This window comes from Maribacter sp., assembly GCF_039968975.1.
GTDB lineage: Bacteria > Bacteroidota > Bacteroidia > Flavobacteriales > Flavobacteriaceae > Maribacter.
Map to the genome: position 1 here is coordinate 1 of NZ_JBDVOT010000106.1, position 14,699 is coordinate 14,699.

Genomic DNA, 14,699 nt, shown 5'->3' on the forward strand with positions numbered 1-14,699 from the left:
CACCTGAAGTTACGGCTAAAGCGGCACCAGCCATTCCAGCAAGTGCTCCGGCATCAACTCCTGCAAGCAAGCCCGCTCCAGAAAAACCGAAAATGCAAGTTTCTCGTGGAGATGAGGTAATACCCATGACCAGAATGGGTAAATTGATTGCCAAGCATATGACAGATAGTGTTACGACATCTGCACATGTACAAAGTTTTATAGAAGTAGATGTAACCAATATTGTTACATGGCGTAATAAAATTAAAGATGCTTTCTTTAAGAGAGAAGGAGAGAAATTTACGTTCACTCCAATTTTTATGGAGGCCGTTGCTATGGCATTGAAGAAATATCCTATGATGAATATTTCTGTTGATGGTGATACAGTTATAAAAAAGAAGAATATTAATATAGGTATGGCGGCAGCATTACCAGATGGTAATTTAATAGTGCCGGTAATTAAAAATGCCGATCAGTTAAACTTATTGGGTATAGCTAAAGTTGTAAATGACTTGGCAAACCGTTCTAGAAATAATGAGCTTAAGCCAGATGAGGTGCAGGGCGGTACGTATACTGTAACTAATGTTGGTACTTTTGGTAGTGTATTTGGAACTCCAATAATCAATCAGCCACAGGTAGGTATTATGGCATTAGGTGCTATAAGAAAGATTCCTTCGGTTATTGAAACATCGGAAGGCGATGTAATTGCAGTACGTAGCAAAATGTATTTATCTCACAGTTATGATCACCGGGTTGTAAATGGTGCTTTAGGTAGTATGTTCGCTAAAGCTGTAGCAGATTACTTAGAGGCTTGGGATGTAAACAGAGAGGTGTAAGTCTAAAATCATATTTTAATTATAACGCCCCATTATGCAAAATGTATAGTGGGGTGTTTGTTTTTTGTAACAGTTTAGCTAAATAAAATAGAGTTAATCAGTGTTCTTCTAAGTTTTTTGATTTAGAAATAAAATTAATCGCAAGTAACTTTATGTGCCTAATAAACGAAAGTGTATTTTTGTTAAAAGTAGAACTTGTATGGAATTAAAGCTTACCAGACCCATTTGCTTCTTTGATTTAGAGACAACTGGGATCAATGTGGCAAAAGATCGTATTGTTGAAATAGCGATACTAAAGGTATATCCTAACGGAAATAAGGAAAGTAAAACATGGTTGGTGAATCCAGAGATGGAGATACCGGAAGAGGTAATTGCCGTTCATGGTATTACCAATGAAAAGGTAGCTAATGAGCCAACCTTTAAAGAGCTTTCTAAAGAAATCTATAAGATTATAAAGGATAGTGATTTAGGCGGATTCAATTCTGATCGATTTGATATTCCGTTATTGGCGGAAGAATTATTACGTGCAGATATTGATTTTGATATGAAAAATACGGTATCTGTAGATGTGCAGACTATTTTTCATAAAATGGAAAAGCGCACACTTGAAGCTGCTTATAAGTTTTATTGTGACAAAGATCTTACCAATGCCCATAGTGCAGCGGCAGATACAAATGCTACTTATGAGGTGTTGCTTTCTCAGTTAGATAGGTATCCTGATTTAGAAAATAATATTAAAAAACTATCAGAATTCTCAAGAAGAAAGCAATCTGTAGATTTTGCCGGTTTTATTGCACTAGATGAAGATGGTGAAGAAGTATTTTCATTTGGAAAGCATAAAGGAAAAAAAGTGCATGCTGTTTTAGAAAAAGAACCTGGTTATTTTGGATGGATGCTAAATGCAGACTTTCCTTTGTATACAAAAAAGATTCTTACTCAAATTAAACTGAGCAAACTCAATAATAAGTTAGGTTAAAATGAGAATTTGTTTAGTGCTAATTCTTTTGATAATAGGGGTTGGTCATGCTCAAGAAGTGTTGGTTGAAGGTCATGTATATGATGACAAAACGAAAACTGCAGTGCCATATGCTAACATTAGTTTTCTAAAAACCCTTAAAGGAACCTCTAGTGACGAAGAAGGATATTTTTATATAGATGTACCTGAATCGTATTTGGAACGAGAAGTACATATTTCGGCCTTAGGTTTTAAAGACACTATTATGCCTGCAAAGGTAATTTCAGAAAAGAAAAAAATTTACATGAGGGAAGAAACTTTTGAGCTTGAAGAAGTTGTTGTTTCTCAAAGCTTAGGAGATTCTCGAGTATTAAATCCTGTGAGTTCATATAGTATTAAGAGTGGATTTTCTTCAGCCGAGACCCCTTGGGTATTGGCGTTGTATTTCCCAAATATAGGTGCTGCTAAAAAGTATTTACAGAAAATTACTATTCATGTACAACAGAACAGTAAGTTTAAAAGAGCTTCATCTAAATTTAGGCTACGGGTGTATGATGTAGATGAAAAGACACGTGAGCCAAACAATGATTTAATTCGCAAAAGCATTATTTTAGAAAGCTCTACAGAAGAAGATTATGTTTCTATAGATCTTTCAAGTATGGATATAAGAATGCCAGATGAAGGTGTGTATATTGGATTAGAATGGATTTTTCTTCCTTATAACTGGTATACAAATACATATAAGCATGCCATTACAAATAAGAAAGTGGTAGAGGATCGTTTTGCGCCTACTTTTGCTGCTGTATATCAAAAAAACCAAAATTTTAAAACTATGGTTTATGGTATGGGTGAGTGGAATGATTTTGCAATAAAGGCGCCAGGTAATAACGAAAATTTAATACCGGCCATTAGTTTAAAATTGTCTAAGAAAAAATAAGTCCCAATGAAAATTATATGTATAGGTAGAAATTACGCAGCACATATTGATGAGCTTAAGAATGAAAGACCAGAGGAACCGGTTGTTTTTATAAAGCCAGATTCATCGGTATTGCCAAAACAGCAAGATTTCTATATTCCAGAATTTTCGGATAATGTGCATTATGAAGTTGAGGTCTTGGTGAAAATCAAAAAAGTTGGTAAGCATATCAGTAAAGAATTTGCGCCTACATATTATGATGAAGTTGGGTTGGGAATTGATTTTACGGCAAGAGATTTGCAATCTAAATTAAAAGAAAAAGGATTGCCTTGGGAAAAAGCGAAAGGATTTGATGGTGCTGCGGTAATAGGGGAATGGCTGCCTAAAACTGATTTCAAGGATATTAATAACCTTAATTTTAAGCTTTTAAAAAATGAACAGGTCGTACAAGAAGGCAATACAAGTCTAATGCTTTGGAAGGTAGATGAAATAATTGCGTATGTTTCAACGTTCTTTATGTTAAAAAAAGGAGATATTATTTTTACCGGAACACCTGCAGGTGTTGGGAAAATAAGTCCAAATGACTACCTTACGGGTAGTTTGGAAGATAAAGAACTTTTTACCTTAAAAATTAAATAATGATTTATAACCTGGATAAGATTAACGAGATGGCAGAGGGGGATCAGGATTTTATAAATTCTGTTATATCTGTTTTTTTGGAAGAAGTACCTGAAGATTTAGAAGCTTTAGAAAAAGCCCTTCTAGAAAAAGATCATGACCAAGTGTATAAACTTGCGCATAAAATAAAGCCAAATGTAGATTTATTAGGAATGGAACAAACACGTGAAATTGCCTTAGAATTAGAAACTTTGGGTAAGCAAGAGGCAAATATGGCTGAAATAGAGAAAAGATTTCCAATGCTAAAGACAGATATAAATCAGGTTGTAGCAGAATTAAAAAATGACTTTCAGTTATAATGCTTGCTGAAATAATTACAATTGGCGATGAAATTCTCATTGGTCAAGTTATAGATACCAACTCCGCATTTATTGGTAAAGAACTGAATAAAATAGGTATTTCAGTTTATCAAATTACTTCAATACAAGATGAACGAACGCATTTGTTAAATGCTTTCAAAGAAGCATCAGAACGTGTAGATGTTGTGATTATTACGGGTGGGCTAGGGCCTACTAAAGATGATATTACTAAACACACTTTATGTGAGTTCTTCGATGATAAACTTGTTGAGAACTTAGAGGTATTAGCTCATGTAGAAGAGTTGTTTGCAAAATATATAAGTAATACCCCAATATCCGATATTAATAGAATGCAAGCCTTGGTGCCTAGTAAGGCTGAGGTTTTGCATAATGCCAATGGCACAGCTCCTGGTATGTTGATAAGGGAAAATGAAGTTACATTTATTTCAATGCCCGGTGTGCCTTTTGAAATGAAGCGCCTAATGACTGAATCTGTGATTCCTAAACTGGCATCTTATTATAAAAGACCGCATATTATCCATAGAACTGTAGTTACCTATGGTATGGGTGAAAGTGCAATTGCCAACCGAATAGAAGCTTGGGAAGATGCATTACCTACTCATATTAAATTAGCTTATTTACCTAATTTGGGCAAGGTGAGGTTACGCTTATCGGGTAAAGGACCTGATTTTAAAGAACTGGAATCTGCAATGGGTACCGAAATTGAAAAATTATATCCGTTGATTAACGATATTATTTTTGGGCTTGAAGATGATGAAAGTTTAGAAGAGATCGTTGCTAAAATGTTGACCGATAAAAATTTGACATTGTCTACCGCAGAGAGTTTTACCGGAGGTAAAATTGCAGAGAAGATTACTTCAATGCCTGGAGCTTCTAATTATTTTAAAGGTAGCGTAGTCAGTTATGCTACGGAAGCAAAGATTAATGTATTAAATGTGCCTAAGGAAGTTGTAGAACAACATTCTGTTGTTAGTGCAGAAGTTGCTTTGGCAATGGCAAAAGGGGCAAAAGAATTGATGAAAACCGACTTTGCAATAGCCACGACTGGGAATGCAGGACCAACAAAAGGAGATTCTAATGCAGAGGTAGGAACGGTATTTATAGCGATTGATGGTCCTAAGTCTAAATACGTGAAAGAATTTCAAATGGGAAGCACCCGTGAGAGAGTTGTGGAAAAGTCTGTAAATAAGGCATTTGAGCTCCTTCAAAAAGAAATTTTAAAAATGTGATCTTTATTGTTGTTGGAACGATAAAAAAGATATAAATTTGCACCCTGTTTAAAAGAAAAAGTCAGCACGATGTCAAAAGTTTGTGAAATTACGGGTAAGAAGGCGATGTTTGGAAACAATGTTTCGTTTTCCATTAATAAAACTAGAAGAAGATTTGATGTAAATCTATCTAAGAAACGTTTTTACATTCCAGAAGAAGACCGTTGGATAACACTTAAAGTTTCTACAAGAGCTTTAAAAAGTATCAATAAGAAAGGTATATCTGCTGTTTTGAAAGAAGCAAAAGCAAAAGGATTCGTTATTAAGTAATCTGGAAAATAGAGCGATAAGATGGCAAAGAAAGGTAATAGAATACAAGTTATATTAGAATGCACTGAGCATAAAGAATCTGGTCAACCAGGTACTTCAAGATATATCACTACCAAGAATAAGAAGAACACTCCTGAGAGATTGGAAATTAAAAAATTCAATCCTATTCTTAAGAGAATGACCGTTCATAAAGAAATTAAATAGATTTTCACTTTAGAGAATCACAAAAAATATAAGTCATGGCTAAGAAGACCGTAGCAAGTTTACAGACAAGTTCTAAAAGATTGACAAAAGCTATAAAAATGGTTAAGTCACCAAAATCAGGTGCTTACGTTTTTGTAGAACAAGTAATGCCACCAGAATTGGTAGATGCTTGGATTGCCAAGAAATAAGAAATATAACTTTTAGTAGTTATTGAGCCCCTTTCCTACGAAAGGGGCTTTTTAATTTTTATATTTGAATAACCATAGGATAAACAATGAGCTTATTTAAAAAAATATTTTCTTCTCAAAAAAAGGAAACCTTGGATAAAGGTTTGGAAAAAACTAAAACTAGCTTTTTTTCTAAGTTAGGAAAAGCGGTTGCCGGTAAGTCAAAAGTAGACGATGACGTACTTGATAATCTTGAAGAGGTACTGGTTTCTTCAGATGTTGGTGTAGATACTACATTAAAGATAATTGAAAGAATAGAAGCAAGAGTTGCTCGTGACAAGTATGTAGGTACAGATGAGCTAAATTCTATTTTAAGAGCTGAAATTGCTGGCCTTCTTTCTGAAACCAATGACAGCGAAACTGGCGATATTCAAATACCAAAAGATAAAAAGCCATATGTAATCATGGTAGTTGGTGTAAATGGTGTTGGTAAAACAACCACTATTGGTAAGCTGGCACATAGATTTAAAAACCAAGGTTTAAAAGTGGTGTTAGGTGCTGCAGACACTTTTAGGGCAGCTGCTATTGATCAGTTACAGGTTTGGGCAGATAGGGTAGATGTTCCTATCGTAAAACAGCAAATGGGTAGTGATCCTGCTTCTGTTGCTTTTGATACCTTAAGTTCTGCTGTTACCCAAGATGCAGACGTTGTTATTATAGATACTGCCGGGCGCTTACATAATAAGGTGAACTTAATGAATGAGCTGACCAAGGTTAAACGTGTCATGCAAAAAGTAGTTGAAGATACACCGCATGAAGTATTGTTGGTGCTAGATGGTTCTACAGGTCAAAATGCATTTGAGCAAGCAAAACAGTTTACAAAGGCTACAGAAGTAACAGCTTTGGCGATTACCAAATTAGATGGTACGGCAAAGGGTGGTGTGGTTATTGGAATATCTGATCAATTTAAAATACCGGTGAAGTATATTGGTGTAGGGGAAGGTATCGAAGATTTACAGGCATTTAATAAACATGAATTTGTAGATTCATTCTTTAAAATTTAAAATTGAGATACGGCTGGTTCTTACTTCCTCTTTTATTATGTAATCTGAGCTGGGGGCAAATGAACCACCCAAAAGCTAGTCCGTTTGCCAAGGTTATACAAGAAATTGGACTCTCAAAAATTACCATAGAATATTCAAGGCCGTCTGCCAAGGGTCGCACTTTATTTGGTAATCAACCTAACGGAGAACCTGGTCTGGTGCCAAACGGTCGTATTTGGAGGGTAGGAGCCAATGAGTCTACAAAAATTACCTTTAGTACTAATGTATTAGTTGATGGTAAGAATCTTGAAAAAGGTACTTATGCCTTATATGCTTTTCCTGAGGAAGAAGAATGGCAAATAGTTTTTCATAATAATACTACACATTGGGGTGATGGCAGGGCAAAATATAGTGCTAAAGAAGATGCATTAAGAATTGGGGTTGTACCTACGCACAAACAAGATTTTCAAGAGACTTTTCTAATTTCGTTCGATGATATTGATCATAACGGAGCATCTATACATTTAAATTGGGGAACTACTCAAATTGCTTTTCCTGTAATCTTTGATACGAAGACTATCATGCAAGACCAGATAGTTGAAATGCAATCAAATACTCCTACGGCACAGACATATTATGAAATTGCAAGATATTATCAAGAACAAGGTTTAAAGTTGCAAGAAGCGCTAAGTTATGTTGATAAAGCAATAAAATTGGGTGGTGATACCTATTACTTTCATAGAGTACGATCTTTAATATTAGGAGATTTACAAAATTATGAAGCCGCTATTAAGGCATCCAACATTTCTATCAAGTTAGCTGAAAAAGAAGATAAAGATGAATTTGTTCGCTTGAACAAAAATGATATTGAGCGATGGAAAGCATTAAACCAAACAAATAGATAATCGTATGAAAAAGTATTTTTTGTTATTAGTCATCATTTTATTGAGTGCTTGTAAAAATAAGCAGGAAAATAAAGAAGAAGTAGTTCTTTGGACACCTTATAACGATTCTATTGAAGTTGCTGCTAACGCCGATCATGAAAATGGACGTATGCAGTACAAGTTGATACAATCTAAGATTTTAGATAAAAATGAAGTATTTAGTCCGCTATACGAAGAGGTCTCTAAACTTACAGAAGAAAAATATCAGAAATTGCTGCCTTTAATCATGGAGCAAGATATTTTTGTAATTCGAAATCATATCAAAGAAGGTAGGCTTACTTATGAAAATCTGGTTTTGTTTTATTTGCATCGCATTTATAAATATGAGTTGGATAATACTACTACATTAAATACGGTAATAGCTTTAAACAAAGATGTAGTAGAACAAGCTCGAGAGTTAGATAGGTTAAGTGAAAAGGGGGTAGCAACACAAATTCAACATCCAATTTATGGTATGCCTATTTTGTTGAAAGACAACATTAATACGTTAGGTATGAAAACTACTGCGGGTTCAATTGCTTTAATGGATAATGAAGTAAATGATTCTTATATAGTTCAGCAATTAAAAAAGAACGGAGCCTTAATTTTGGGCAAAGTCAACTTAAGTGAGTGGGCTTATTTTTTATGCTCTGGTTGTCCTGTAGGGTATAGTGCCTATGGTGGTCAAACCCTAAATCCGTATGGACGAAGAGTTTTTGAAACCGGTGGTTCAAGTTCTGGCAGTGGAACAGCTGTAGCAGCTAATTATGCAGTTGCGGCGGTAGGTACTGAGACTTCTGGGTCTATTTTGTCGCCAAGTAGCCAAAATTCTGTAGTAGGTTTAAAGCCTACCATAGGTTTGTTAAGTAGGTCTGGTATTGTGCCTATTTCTAGTACTTTAGATACTCCGGGTCCAATGACAAAAAATGTAAAGGACAATGCAATCTTATTATCGGCAATGTTGGGTTATGATGAATTAGACCCCGCTTCTGTTAAAGATAATTTTCCGGGTGTTTTATCGGCTGGGTTACATCCAATTCCATTTTCTGATATGAGATTAGGTGCAATTAAAGAGTTGATGCAAACCGATAGTATTTACAAAAAGACCATAGAGGATTTAAAAAAAGCTGGCGCGACCATAGTTGAATTTACGCCACCAGAAGTTGCTATGAATGGTTTTTTAAGCATTTTGAATATTGATATGCGTAACGATTTGAAGTCGTATTTAAAAGAATATACGGACCCTAAGTTGGTGAAAATTTCTTCAGTTACAGATGCAGTCACTTTTAATAATCAAGATTCGTTGTTGAGAATACCCTATGGGCAAGCATTGTTCAATGGTATACTTTCAGATTCTACTACAACTGCTGAATTGGAGGAGATAAAATCTACTCTTGAAAAAAACGGACGTACATTCTTTGATAATGCGATGGATAAGCACAAGCTAGATGCGGTACTCTCAATTAATAATTATCATGCCGGTTATGCAGCTGTGGCTAAATATCCAGCCTTAACCGTGCCAATGGGTTATAAAACTACGGGAGAGCCAATTAGTCTGACTTTTATAGGAAAACAGTTCTCAGAAGCAAATTTGTTGAGATTAGGTAAATCTTATGAAGAAAAGTTTCCAAATCGAGTGTTGCCAAAAGGCTACCAAAACTAAATTTGATGGCTTAAAATGAAAAGAAGGGGTTTTATAAAAAAGACTTTTCGGTGGGTAGCTGGGTTAGGTTTGCTGACGGGATTATATAGTTGGCAGATAGAACCGTTTTGGATGCATTTCGTGTATTTAAAAATGCCTTTAAAAAATTTACCAGATGCGCTAGTTGGTAAAACGGTAATGCAGATTAGTGATATTCATATCGGTAATTCTTTTGATTATCAGTACATAATAGATTCATTTTAAGAAGCTCAAGAATTATATCCAGATTTTGTGGTGCATACAGTTGATTATGTTACCTATGAAGATAATGAGCAAATAACACAATTACAAGAGGTGCTGCAATATGTGATTAAAGGGTCATTAGGAACCATTGGTATTTTAGGAAATCATGATTACGGGATTGATTTTGTAGAGGAGCCGGTTGCGGAAAGTATTACAGAAAGTTTAGAAGATGCTGGGGTAACTATGTTACGTAATGATGCAGTAGAGATTAACTGGCTCAATTTTTTAGGGATGGATGATTTTTGGGGGAGTAATTTTTATCCTGAAAAAACTATGGCAAAATACAATCCTGAATTGGCAAATATTACCCTATGTCACAATCCGGATGTATGTGATTTACCTGTGTGGAATAACTTTAAAGGTTGGATACTTTCTGGCCATACTCATGGCGGACAAGTAAAACCACCTTTTTTGCCGCCACTTATTTTACCGGTTAAAAATAAAAATTACGATGCCGGTGTAAAAGATTTAAAAGATGGTAGAACCTTATATATTAATAGTGCTTTAGGTTGTTTACGACAAGTTCGTTTTAATGTAAGACCAGAAATAACGGTATTTGAGCTTTCTAAAGAAGTTTAATAAAAATTGTTTAATCAATAGATTGTATCACGGTATCTGCCGCCAAACGAGATTTACCTATTAAATTAGGTTGTGTGTCATCTTCTAAATGTCTGTAGCCCAAAGCAACTGAAAAGAGTACTTTATGGTCTTCAATATTTAAAATTTCTTTATACTTTTTAGGTTCAATACCTTCCATTGGTGTAGAATCTATTTCCATGCTTGCGCAGGCAGCTAAGAAGAACCCTAAAGTGATATAGACTTGTTGAGATAACCAATTTATGGTTTTCTCTTCGGATTGGGATTTTACAAATTGTTTGTAAAATTTTATAGAGTTCTCAAGTAGATTTTCTTCGACCCGCTTTTCAAATTCTTCCAGATTATCCATTACACTAAATACTACCAAATGGCTGGCATCTTTAATCTTAGATGCATTTGAATATGAGGCATTAGCTAATTCATCTTTCACCTCTTTGTTAGAAACGAATGTGAACAACCAAGGTTGACTGTTTATGGAAGACGGACTTAGTTTTAATATATGTTTTAAATCCGCTATTTGCGAATTGGAAACTCTTCTTGTCGGGTCAAATTTTTTAGTCGTATATCTTGCTTCGGCAATGCTTCTAAAATTCATTTTGCAATTTTGTACAAAAGTAAGGATACTTATTCGCTAAGTGTTAAATAGGTTATGCCAGATGGTATTTTAGAATGGAAAAATCTATTGCTCCATAATAGCATTTAGTAATCCCCAGATTTCATTATCAAAACTAGAAGGACCTAATAGTTCTTCATTACTGGCTCCGCCCATGCGTACAACCACTAAATCTAAACTTGGAACCATATATAATTTTTGGTCGTTGAGCCCTAAGCCGGCATATAGATCATCAGGTGCATTTGGTATTAAACTGCCTGAATATTCTTCAATAGAACTAGGTAATCTAAAACTGCTCTTACCGTTTAACCAATACAAGTATCCGTATGAAAGGTTTAAATTTTGAGAAGTATTGGTCATGGCGTTAAAGTAACTTTGGTCAGAAAGAATAGAGAGTCCGTCCCAATTACCTTCGTTTAAGTTTAAAATACCAAAACGTGCCATGCTTCTAGCGGAACTAAAGAATACATTATTATAGCCTATTTTAATAAATAAGCCTTGCATGCCTATTGGTTCTTTTATTTTTTCTGAGAAATAGGAATTGAAATCGGCTTCCGTAGCATTAGCGATAACATCATCAAGTAATGTATATGGTGCATTATGGTAATACCAAAAAGTGCTAGGGTCATTTAAATAAGACAGGCATTCTGGCTCTGTACAAAAAATGTCATCCATGTTGTAATCTAGACCCGTAGTCATGGTCAATTGATTTTTTATGGTGATGTTCAATTCTTGTTCTAAAGGCATGCTAGACCAACCTTCGCCTAAATAGGTAGAGGTAGTGTCTGTAATATCAAAATATCCTTCTTCTTGAGCAATACCGGTTAACATGGCCGTTAAATTTTTTCCGGCAGAATTCCATGCATGATTATCATCGGACTTAAAATCGCCAAAGTATTTTTCAATAACTATGCGACCATCTTTTAGTACAATAAAGGCATCGGTGTTATTATTTTCTAAGAAGAAATATAAATTGCTTACCTCGTCTTCGTTCCAACCTAATGTTTCCATAGATATGGTTTCCCATTCATTAGCTCTTGAAATGGGTGGAAAATATGTTTCTGTAGGTAATGCAGCGGTTACAGGTGGTGTACCACTCTTGCCAGTTTCTGAAGTAGGTTCAGAATCACTTGAGCATGAGGCTACAATTAACGATAGGGCAAATAGCCTGAAATATTGGGAGAATTTCATGGTTAATTTAAGATTTGGGTATACATAAACTGTAATCAAATAAAGATTACAAGTAAATTTGTCCATATCTAACGTTTTTAAATAGCCAAATCGTATTTTTGCACCCCAATTTAAATTATGAGGACAAAAACCCTTAAGAAGAACAAAATCAACGTAGTAACTCTAGGTTGTTCAAAGAATGTATATGATTCTGAAGTACTCATGGGCCAATTAAAGGCTAACGACAAAGAAGTTGTGCATGAAGAAGAAGGTAATATAGTTGTTATTAACACCTGTGGCTTTATCGCTAATGCAAAAGAAGAAAGTGTTAATACCATTTTAGAATATGTTCAAAAGAAAGAAGATGGTGCCGTAGATAAAGTTTTTGTTACTGGTTGCTTAAGTGAACGTTACAAGCCAGACCTGCAAAAAGAGATTCCTAATGTAGATGAATACTTTGGTACCAGTGAGTTACCAGGTTTATTGAAAGCCTTAGGAGCAGATTATAAGCATGAGTTGATAGGTGAACGTTTAACGACCACACCTAAGAACTATGCTTATTTAAAAATTGCAGAAGGTTGTGATAGACCTTGTTCGTTCTGTGCCATACCTTTAATGAGAGGTAAGCACAAAAGTACACCTATAGAAGAGTTGGTGACGGAAGCAGAAAAACTTGCAGTTAAAGGCGTAAAAGAACTGATTTTGATAGCCCAAGATCTTACATATTATGGGCTAGATTTATATAAGAAGAGAAATCTTGCTGAACTTTTAAAAGCTTTGGTAAAGGTTGAAGGAATAGAATGGATACGTTTACATTATGCATTTCCAGCAGGTTTTCCAATGGATGTGTTAGATGTGATGAACAGAGAACCAAAGGTTTGTAACTATCTAGATATTCCGTTACAGCATATATCTGACCGTATTCTTAAAAGTATGCGTCGTGGTACTACAGAGGCAAAAACAACGAAATTACTTAAGGAGTTTAGGGCTGCTGTTCCAGAAATGACAATCAGGACTACATTGATTGTTGGGTACCCTGGTGAAACTGAAGAAGATTTTGAGATTCTTAAAAACTGGGTAACCGCTATGCGTTTTGAGCGTTTGGGCTGTTTTACCTATAGTCATGAAGAAAATACTCATGCTTATACTTTGGTAGACGATGTTCCAGAAGAAGTAAAACAAGAGCGTGCCAATATTATCATGGAAATACAATCTCAAATATCTTGGGAATTGAACCAAAAGAAAGTAGGGGAGACCTTTCGTTGTATTATAGATCGTAAAGAAGGAAATCATTTCATAGGAAGAACGGAGTTTGATTCGCCAGATGTAGACAACGAGGTTTTAATTGATGCTGCTAAGTATTACGTAAAGCAAGGTGAGTTTGTCAATGTAAAGATTACAGAAGCAGCTGATTTTGACCTTTACGGTGAACCTGTTTCATAGTTTATTTAAATAGAAATCCTAGTTTAAATCCGCCCCAATTGGCAGAATTACCTGAAGAAAATTCTTTGGTGATAGCCGTTCGTGTGTATTCTAAATACACTCTTTTGTATTTTAAAATGAGTCCGTAATCGAGCTGGGCGGTAAATCTTTCAATATTTTCTGAAGATATGGTGTACGGATTGTCATTGGTTATAATGCCGCCTTGCAAGGTGGCATCATAGCCAATAATGTTTACAGCAGTATGTGCAAAAGTGTAAACTTTAATTTTTGAAGTAGTAGTTACATCAGTATATAAATTATCTAAAATTCCGATGGTTGTATTAAACCCAAAAGATACATTTGTAAATAGAGATCCTACTTGTAATGAGGTATAGCTATGTATATTCGCAATGTTTTTAAAGTCTAATAACTGTTTCTCGTAACCAATTTTATAGTTAAGTATAAAATCATTTTGGATTTGATTATTCCAGCCTCCAGGAATTTTATTTTCAATTAATTTATGAATTTTTGTTTGCATTTCTTTGCCAAATGCACCCGGACCAATTAAACCAATGCTTAAGGATTGTCCTAGTCTATACTTTTTATCCTTATTAGTATCAATTGCAAAACTCTTTAAGAATATAGCCGCTGCAAAAGGTCTGTCGCCAAATTGAATGTCTTCGCTAACAAAATCACTTGGAGTATATCCTATATGTTCTAATGCCAGCCCATGTATAGTAGAACTTGAATTGGGTTTAAAGAATAGATAATTAATAGGGTTTTTAGCTAAGCTTGTATTAGTAAATTCTAAGCTATAACCTTGAGTGTAATTTTTATCGGTCGAAGCAAAAAAATCATTATCGTAATTAAACCGTAAGTAATTTTCACTACCAATGCTCCTAAATGAAACAAGGTTGTTTATTTTTTGACCAAAAAATAGCATTGGCAATAATAAAACAAGTAGAAAGCTTTTTTTCATACGTTATCTACGAAAAAAATAAAGGTAAGTTTTAAAGTAAGCCTAATGAAGTAAAGCAAAAAAGGCTCCATTGAAGTTGAAGCCTTTATAATGTTGCATTTTTTTTAAAATGTAATATTAACGAATGGAAGAATAGGACTTGTATAAACACTATCATCGTTGTCATAAAGTAAATTTAGCTTAGCGCCAAGAGATATTTTGTTGTTTATATTGTATGCGAGTCCAACAAATAAGGCAGATTCCCAAAAGTCATCTTTTATGTCGCCCGCCAGTGTTTCCTGCGTTCTATTTACTTTTAATTGAGCAAATTCTAAAAGAGTCGTAATTTTTGGAGATAAATTATATTCACCAATTACGTTTGCGCCAAAAGTTGTTGTTTTTTGAATATCCTTTAAAGAGATGTAACTACCTTGT

The 14,699-nt window shown here is 34.7% G+C and carries 18 protein-coding genes and 1 pseudogene; 15 read left to right on the forward strand and 4 right to left on the reverse strand.

Translation table 11 applies throughout. The annotated features are described in order from the left end of the window. The 14 genes from ABJI11_RS07250 to ABJI11_RS07315 form a co-directional block, all read left to right on the forward strand. On the forward strand, window positions 1–815 hold an 815-nt coding region (locus tag ABJI11_RS07250), incomplete at its 5' end, for a dihydrolipoamide acetyltransferase family protein (protein WP_348350791.1). A 199-nt stretch (window positions 816–1,014) separates the two neighbouring features. After that, on the forward strand, window positions 1,015–1,791 hold the full coding sequence (locus ABJI11_RS07255) for a 3'-5' exonuclease (protein WP_348350793.1): 777 nt from the start codon (window positions 1,015–1,017) through the stop codon (window positions 1,789–1,791). A 1-nt stretch (window position 1,792) separates the two neighbouring features. Next, complete coding sequence (locus ABJI11_RS07260) at window positions 1,793–2,707, forward strand: carboxypeptidase-like regulatory domain-containing protein (protein ID WP_348350795.1); 915 nt, start codon at window positions 1,793–1,795, stop codon at window positions 2,705–2,707. A gap of 6 nt (window positions 2,708–2,713) precedes the next feature. After that, a complete protein-coding gene (locus ABJI11_RS07265) occupies window positions 2,714–3,325 on the forward strand; it encodes a fumarylacetoacetate hydrolase family protein (protein WP_348350797.1) in 612 nt (203 codons plus the stop codon). Then, window positions 3,325–3,663 carry an Hpt domain-containing protein gene (locus tag ABJI11_RS07270; protein ID WP_348350799.1) on the forward strand — a complete coding sequence of 113 codons (339 nt, stop codon included), beginning with the start codon at window positions 3,325–3,327 and terminating at the stop codon, window positions 3,661–3,663. Before ABJI11_RS07265 ends, ABJI11_RS07270 begins: the two co-directional genes overlap by 1 nt. Then, the gene (locus ABJI11_RS07275) at window positions 3,663–4,913 is read left to right on the forward strand and encodes a competence/damage-inducible protein A (RefSeq protein ID WP_348350801.1); all 1,251 of its coding nucleotides are present in this window, start codon (window positions 3,663–3,665) and stop codon (window positions 4,911–4,913) included. Before ABJI11_RS07270 ends, ABJI11_RS07275 begins: the two co-directional genes overlap by 1 nt. Window positions 4,914–4,982: 69 nt before the next feature. After that, window positions 4,983–5,222: a 50S ribosomal protein L28 gene (gene rpmB, locus ABJI11_RS07280; RefSeq protein WP_036155860.1), complete on the forward strand. Its 240-nt coding sequence runs from the start codon at window positions 4,983–4,985 to the stop codon at window positions 5,220–5,222. A 21-nt stretch (window positions 5,223–5,243) separates the two neighbouring features. Continuing rightward, window positions 5,244–5,426: a 50S ribosomal protein L33 gene (gene rpmG / locus ABJI11_RS07285; RefSeq protein WP_058105695.1), complete on the forward strand. Its 183-nt coding sequence runs from the start codon at window positions 5,244–5,246 to the stop codon at window positions 5,424–5,426. A 35-nt stretch (window positions 5,427–5,461) separates the two neighbouring features. Next, complete coding sequence (locus ABJI11_RS07290) at window positions 5,462–5,614, forward strand: DUF4295 domain-containing protein (RefSeq protein ID WP_071340023.1); 153 nt, start codon at window positions 5,462–5,464, stop codon at window positions 5,612–5,614. A gap of 86 nt (window positions 5,615–5,700) precedes the next feature. After that, window positions 5,701–6,657: a signal recognition particle-docking protein FtsY gene (ftsY, locus tag ABJI11_RS07295; protein WP_036155858.1), complete on the forward strand. Its 957-nt coding sequence runs from the start codon at window positions 5,701–5,703 to the stop codon at window positions 6,655–6,657. 2 nt (window positions 6,658–6,659) lie between these two features. Beyond that, a complete protein-coding gene (locus tag ABJI11_RS07300) occupies window positions 6,660–7,541 on the forward strand; it encodes a DUF2911 domain-containing protein (RefSeq protein ID WP_348350804.1) in 882 nt (293 codons plus the stop codon). A 4-nt stretch (window positions 7,542–7,545) separates the two neighbouring features. After that, window positions 7,546–9,222: an amidase family protein gene (locus ABJI11_RS07305; protein WP_348350806.1), complete on the forward strand. Its 1,677-nt coding sequence runs from the start codon at window positions 7,546–7,548 to the stop codon at window positions 9,220–9,222. 15 nt (window positions 9,223–9,237) lie between these two features. Then, window positions 9,238–9,465 (forward strand): hypothetical protein, encoded by a 228-nt coding sequence (locus tag ABJI11_RS07310; protein WP_348350808.1) that lies wholly within the window; start codon window positions 9,238–9,240, stop codon window positions 9,463–9,465. A 27-nt stretch (window positions 9,466–9,492) separates the two neighbouring features. Then, a complete protein-coding gene (locus tag ABJI11_RS07315; RefSeq protein ID WP_348350810.1) occupies window positions 9,493–10,083 on the forward strand; it encodes a phosphoesterase in 591 nt (196 codons plus the stop codon). A 10-nt stretch (window positions 10,084–10,093) separates the two neighbouring features. Here the strand turns inward: ABJI11_RS07315 and ABJI11_RS07320 are convergent, their stop codons facing one another. Next, complete coding sequence (locus ABJI11_RS07320) at window positions 10,094–10,696, reverse strand: NAD(P)H-dependent oxidoreductase (protein WP_348350812.1); 603 nt, start codon at window positions 10,694–10,696, stop codon at window positions 10,094–10,096. 84 nt (window positions 10,697–10,780) lie between these two features. Continuing rightward, window positions 10,781–11,905 (reverse strand): serine hydrolase, encoded by a 1,125-nt coding sequence (locus tag ABJI11_RS07325; RefSeq protein ID WP_348350814.1) that lies wholly within the window; start codon window positions 11,903–11,905, stop codon window positions 10,781–10,783. 117 nt (window positions 11,906–12,022) lie between these two features. Here ABJI11_RS07325 and rimO point away from each other — a divergent pair, with 117 nt between their 5' ends. Further along, window positions 12,023–13,327, forward strand: coding sequence for a 30S ribosomal protein S12 methylthiotransferase RimO (rimO, locus tag ABJI11_RS07330; protein ID WP_348350816.1), 1,305 nt, complete (start codon window positions 12,023–12,025; stop codon window positions 13,325–13,327). 1 nt (window position 13,328) lies between these two features. Here the strand turns inward: rimO and ABJI11_RS07335 are convergent, their stop codons facing one another. Together ABJI11_RS07335 and ABJI11_RS07340 are read right to left on the reverse strand one after the other, a co-directional pair. Continuing rightward, window positions 13,329–14,285, reverse strand: coding sequence for a lipid A deacylase LpxR family protein (locus ABJI11_RS07335; protein WP_348350818.1), 957 nt, complete (start codon window positions 14,283–14,285; stop codon window positions 13,329–13,331). Between the two features lie 104 nt (window positions 14,286–14,389). Beyond that, window positions 14,390–14,699 (reverse strand): annotated as a pseudogene (locus tag ABJI11_RS07340) (hypothetical protein); the annotation flags it as partial.

Excerpts from the sequence above, each read along its gene's own strand:
- ABJI11_RS07260 (WP_348350795.1), top strand. The coding sequence starts at position 1,793 with ATGAGAATTTGTTTAGTGCTAATTCTTTTGATAATAGGGGTTGGTCAT.
- ABJI11_RS07325 (WP_348350814.1), bottom strand. The coding sequence starts at position 11,905 with ATGAAATTCTCCCAATATTTCAGGCTATTTGCCCTATCGTTAATTGTA.
- ABJI11_RS07310 (WP_348350808.1), top strand. The coding sequence starts at position 9,238 with ATGAAAAGAAGGGGTTTTATAAAAAAGACTTTTCGGTGGGTAGCTGGG.
- ABJI11_RS07290 (WP_071340023.1), top strand. The coding sequence starts at position 5,462 with ATGGCTAAGAAGACCGTAGCAAGTTTACAGACAAGTTCTAAAAGATTG.
- rpmG (WP_058105695.1), top strand. The coding sequence starts at position 5,244 with ATGGCAAAGAAAGGTAATAGAATACAAGTTATATTAGAATGCACTGAG.
- rimO (WP_348350816.1), top strand. The coding sequence starts at position 12,023 with ATGAGGACAAAAACCCTTAAGAAGAACAAAATCAACGTAGTAACTCTA.
- ABJI11_RS07275 (WP_348350801.1), top strand. The coding sequence starts at position 3,663 with ATGCTTGCTGAAATAATTACAATTGGCGATGAAATTCTCATTGGTCAA.
- ABJI11_RS07270 (WP_348350799.1), top strand. The coding sequence starts at position 3,325 with ATGATTTATAACCTGGATAAGATTAACGAGATGGCAGAGGGGGATCAG.
- ABJI11_RS07265 (WP_348350797.1), top strand. The coding sequence starts at position 2,714 with ATGAAAATTATATGTATAGGTAGAAATTACGCAGCACATATTGATGAG.
- ABJI11_RS07255 (WP_348350793.1), top strand. The coding sequence starts at position 1,015 with ATGGAATTAAAGCTTACCAGACCCATTTGCTTCTTTGATTTAGAGACA.
- ftsY (WP_036155858.1), top strand. The coding sequence starts at position 5,701 with ATGAGCTTATTTAAAAAAATATTTTCTTCTCAAAAAAAGGAAACCTTG.
- rpmB (WP_036155860.1), top strand. The coding sequence starts at position 4,983 with ATGTCAAAAGTTTGTGAAATTACGGGTAAGAAGGCGATGTTTGGAAAC.
- ABJI11_RS07335 (WP_348350818.1), bottom strand. The coding sequence starts at position 14,285 with ATGAAAAAAAGCTTTCTACTTGTTTTATTATTGCCAATGCTATTTTTT.
- ABJI11_RS07305 (WP_348350806.1), top strand. The coding sequence starts at position 7,546 with ATGAAAAAGTATTTTTTGTTATTAGTCATCATTTTATTGAGTGCTTGT.
- ABJI11_RS07320 (WP_348350812.1), bottom strand. The coding sequence starts at position 10,696 with ATGAATTTTAGAAGCATTGCCGAAGCAAGATATACGACTAAAAAATTT.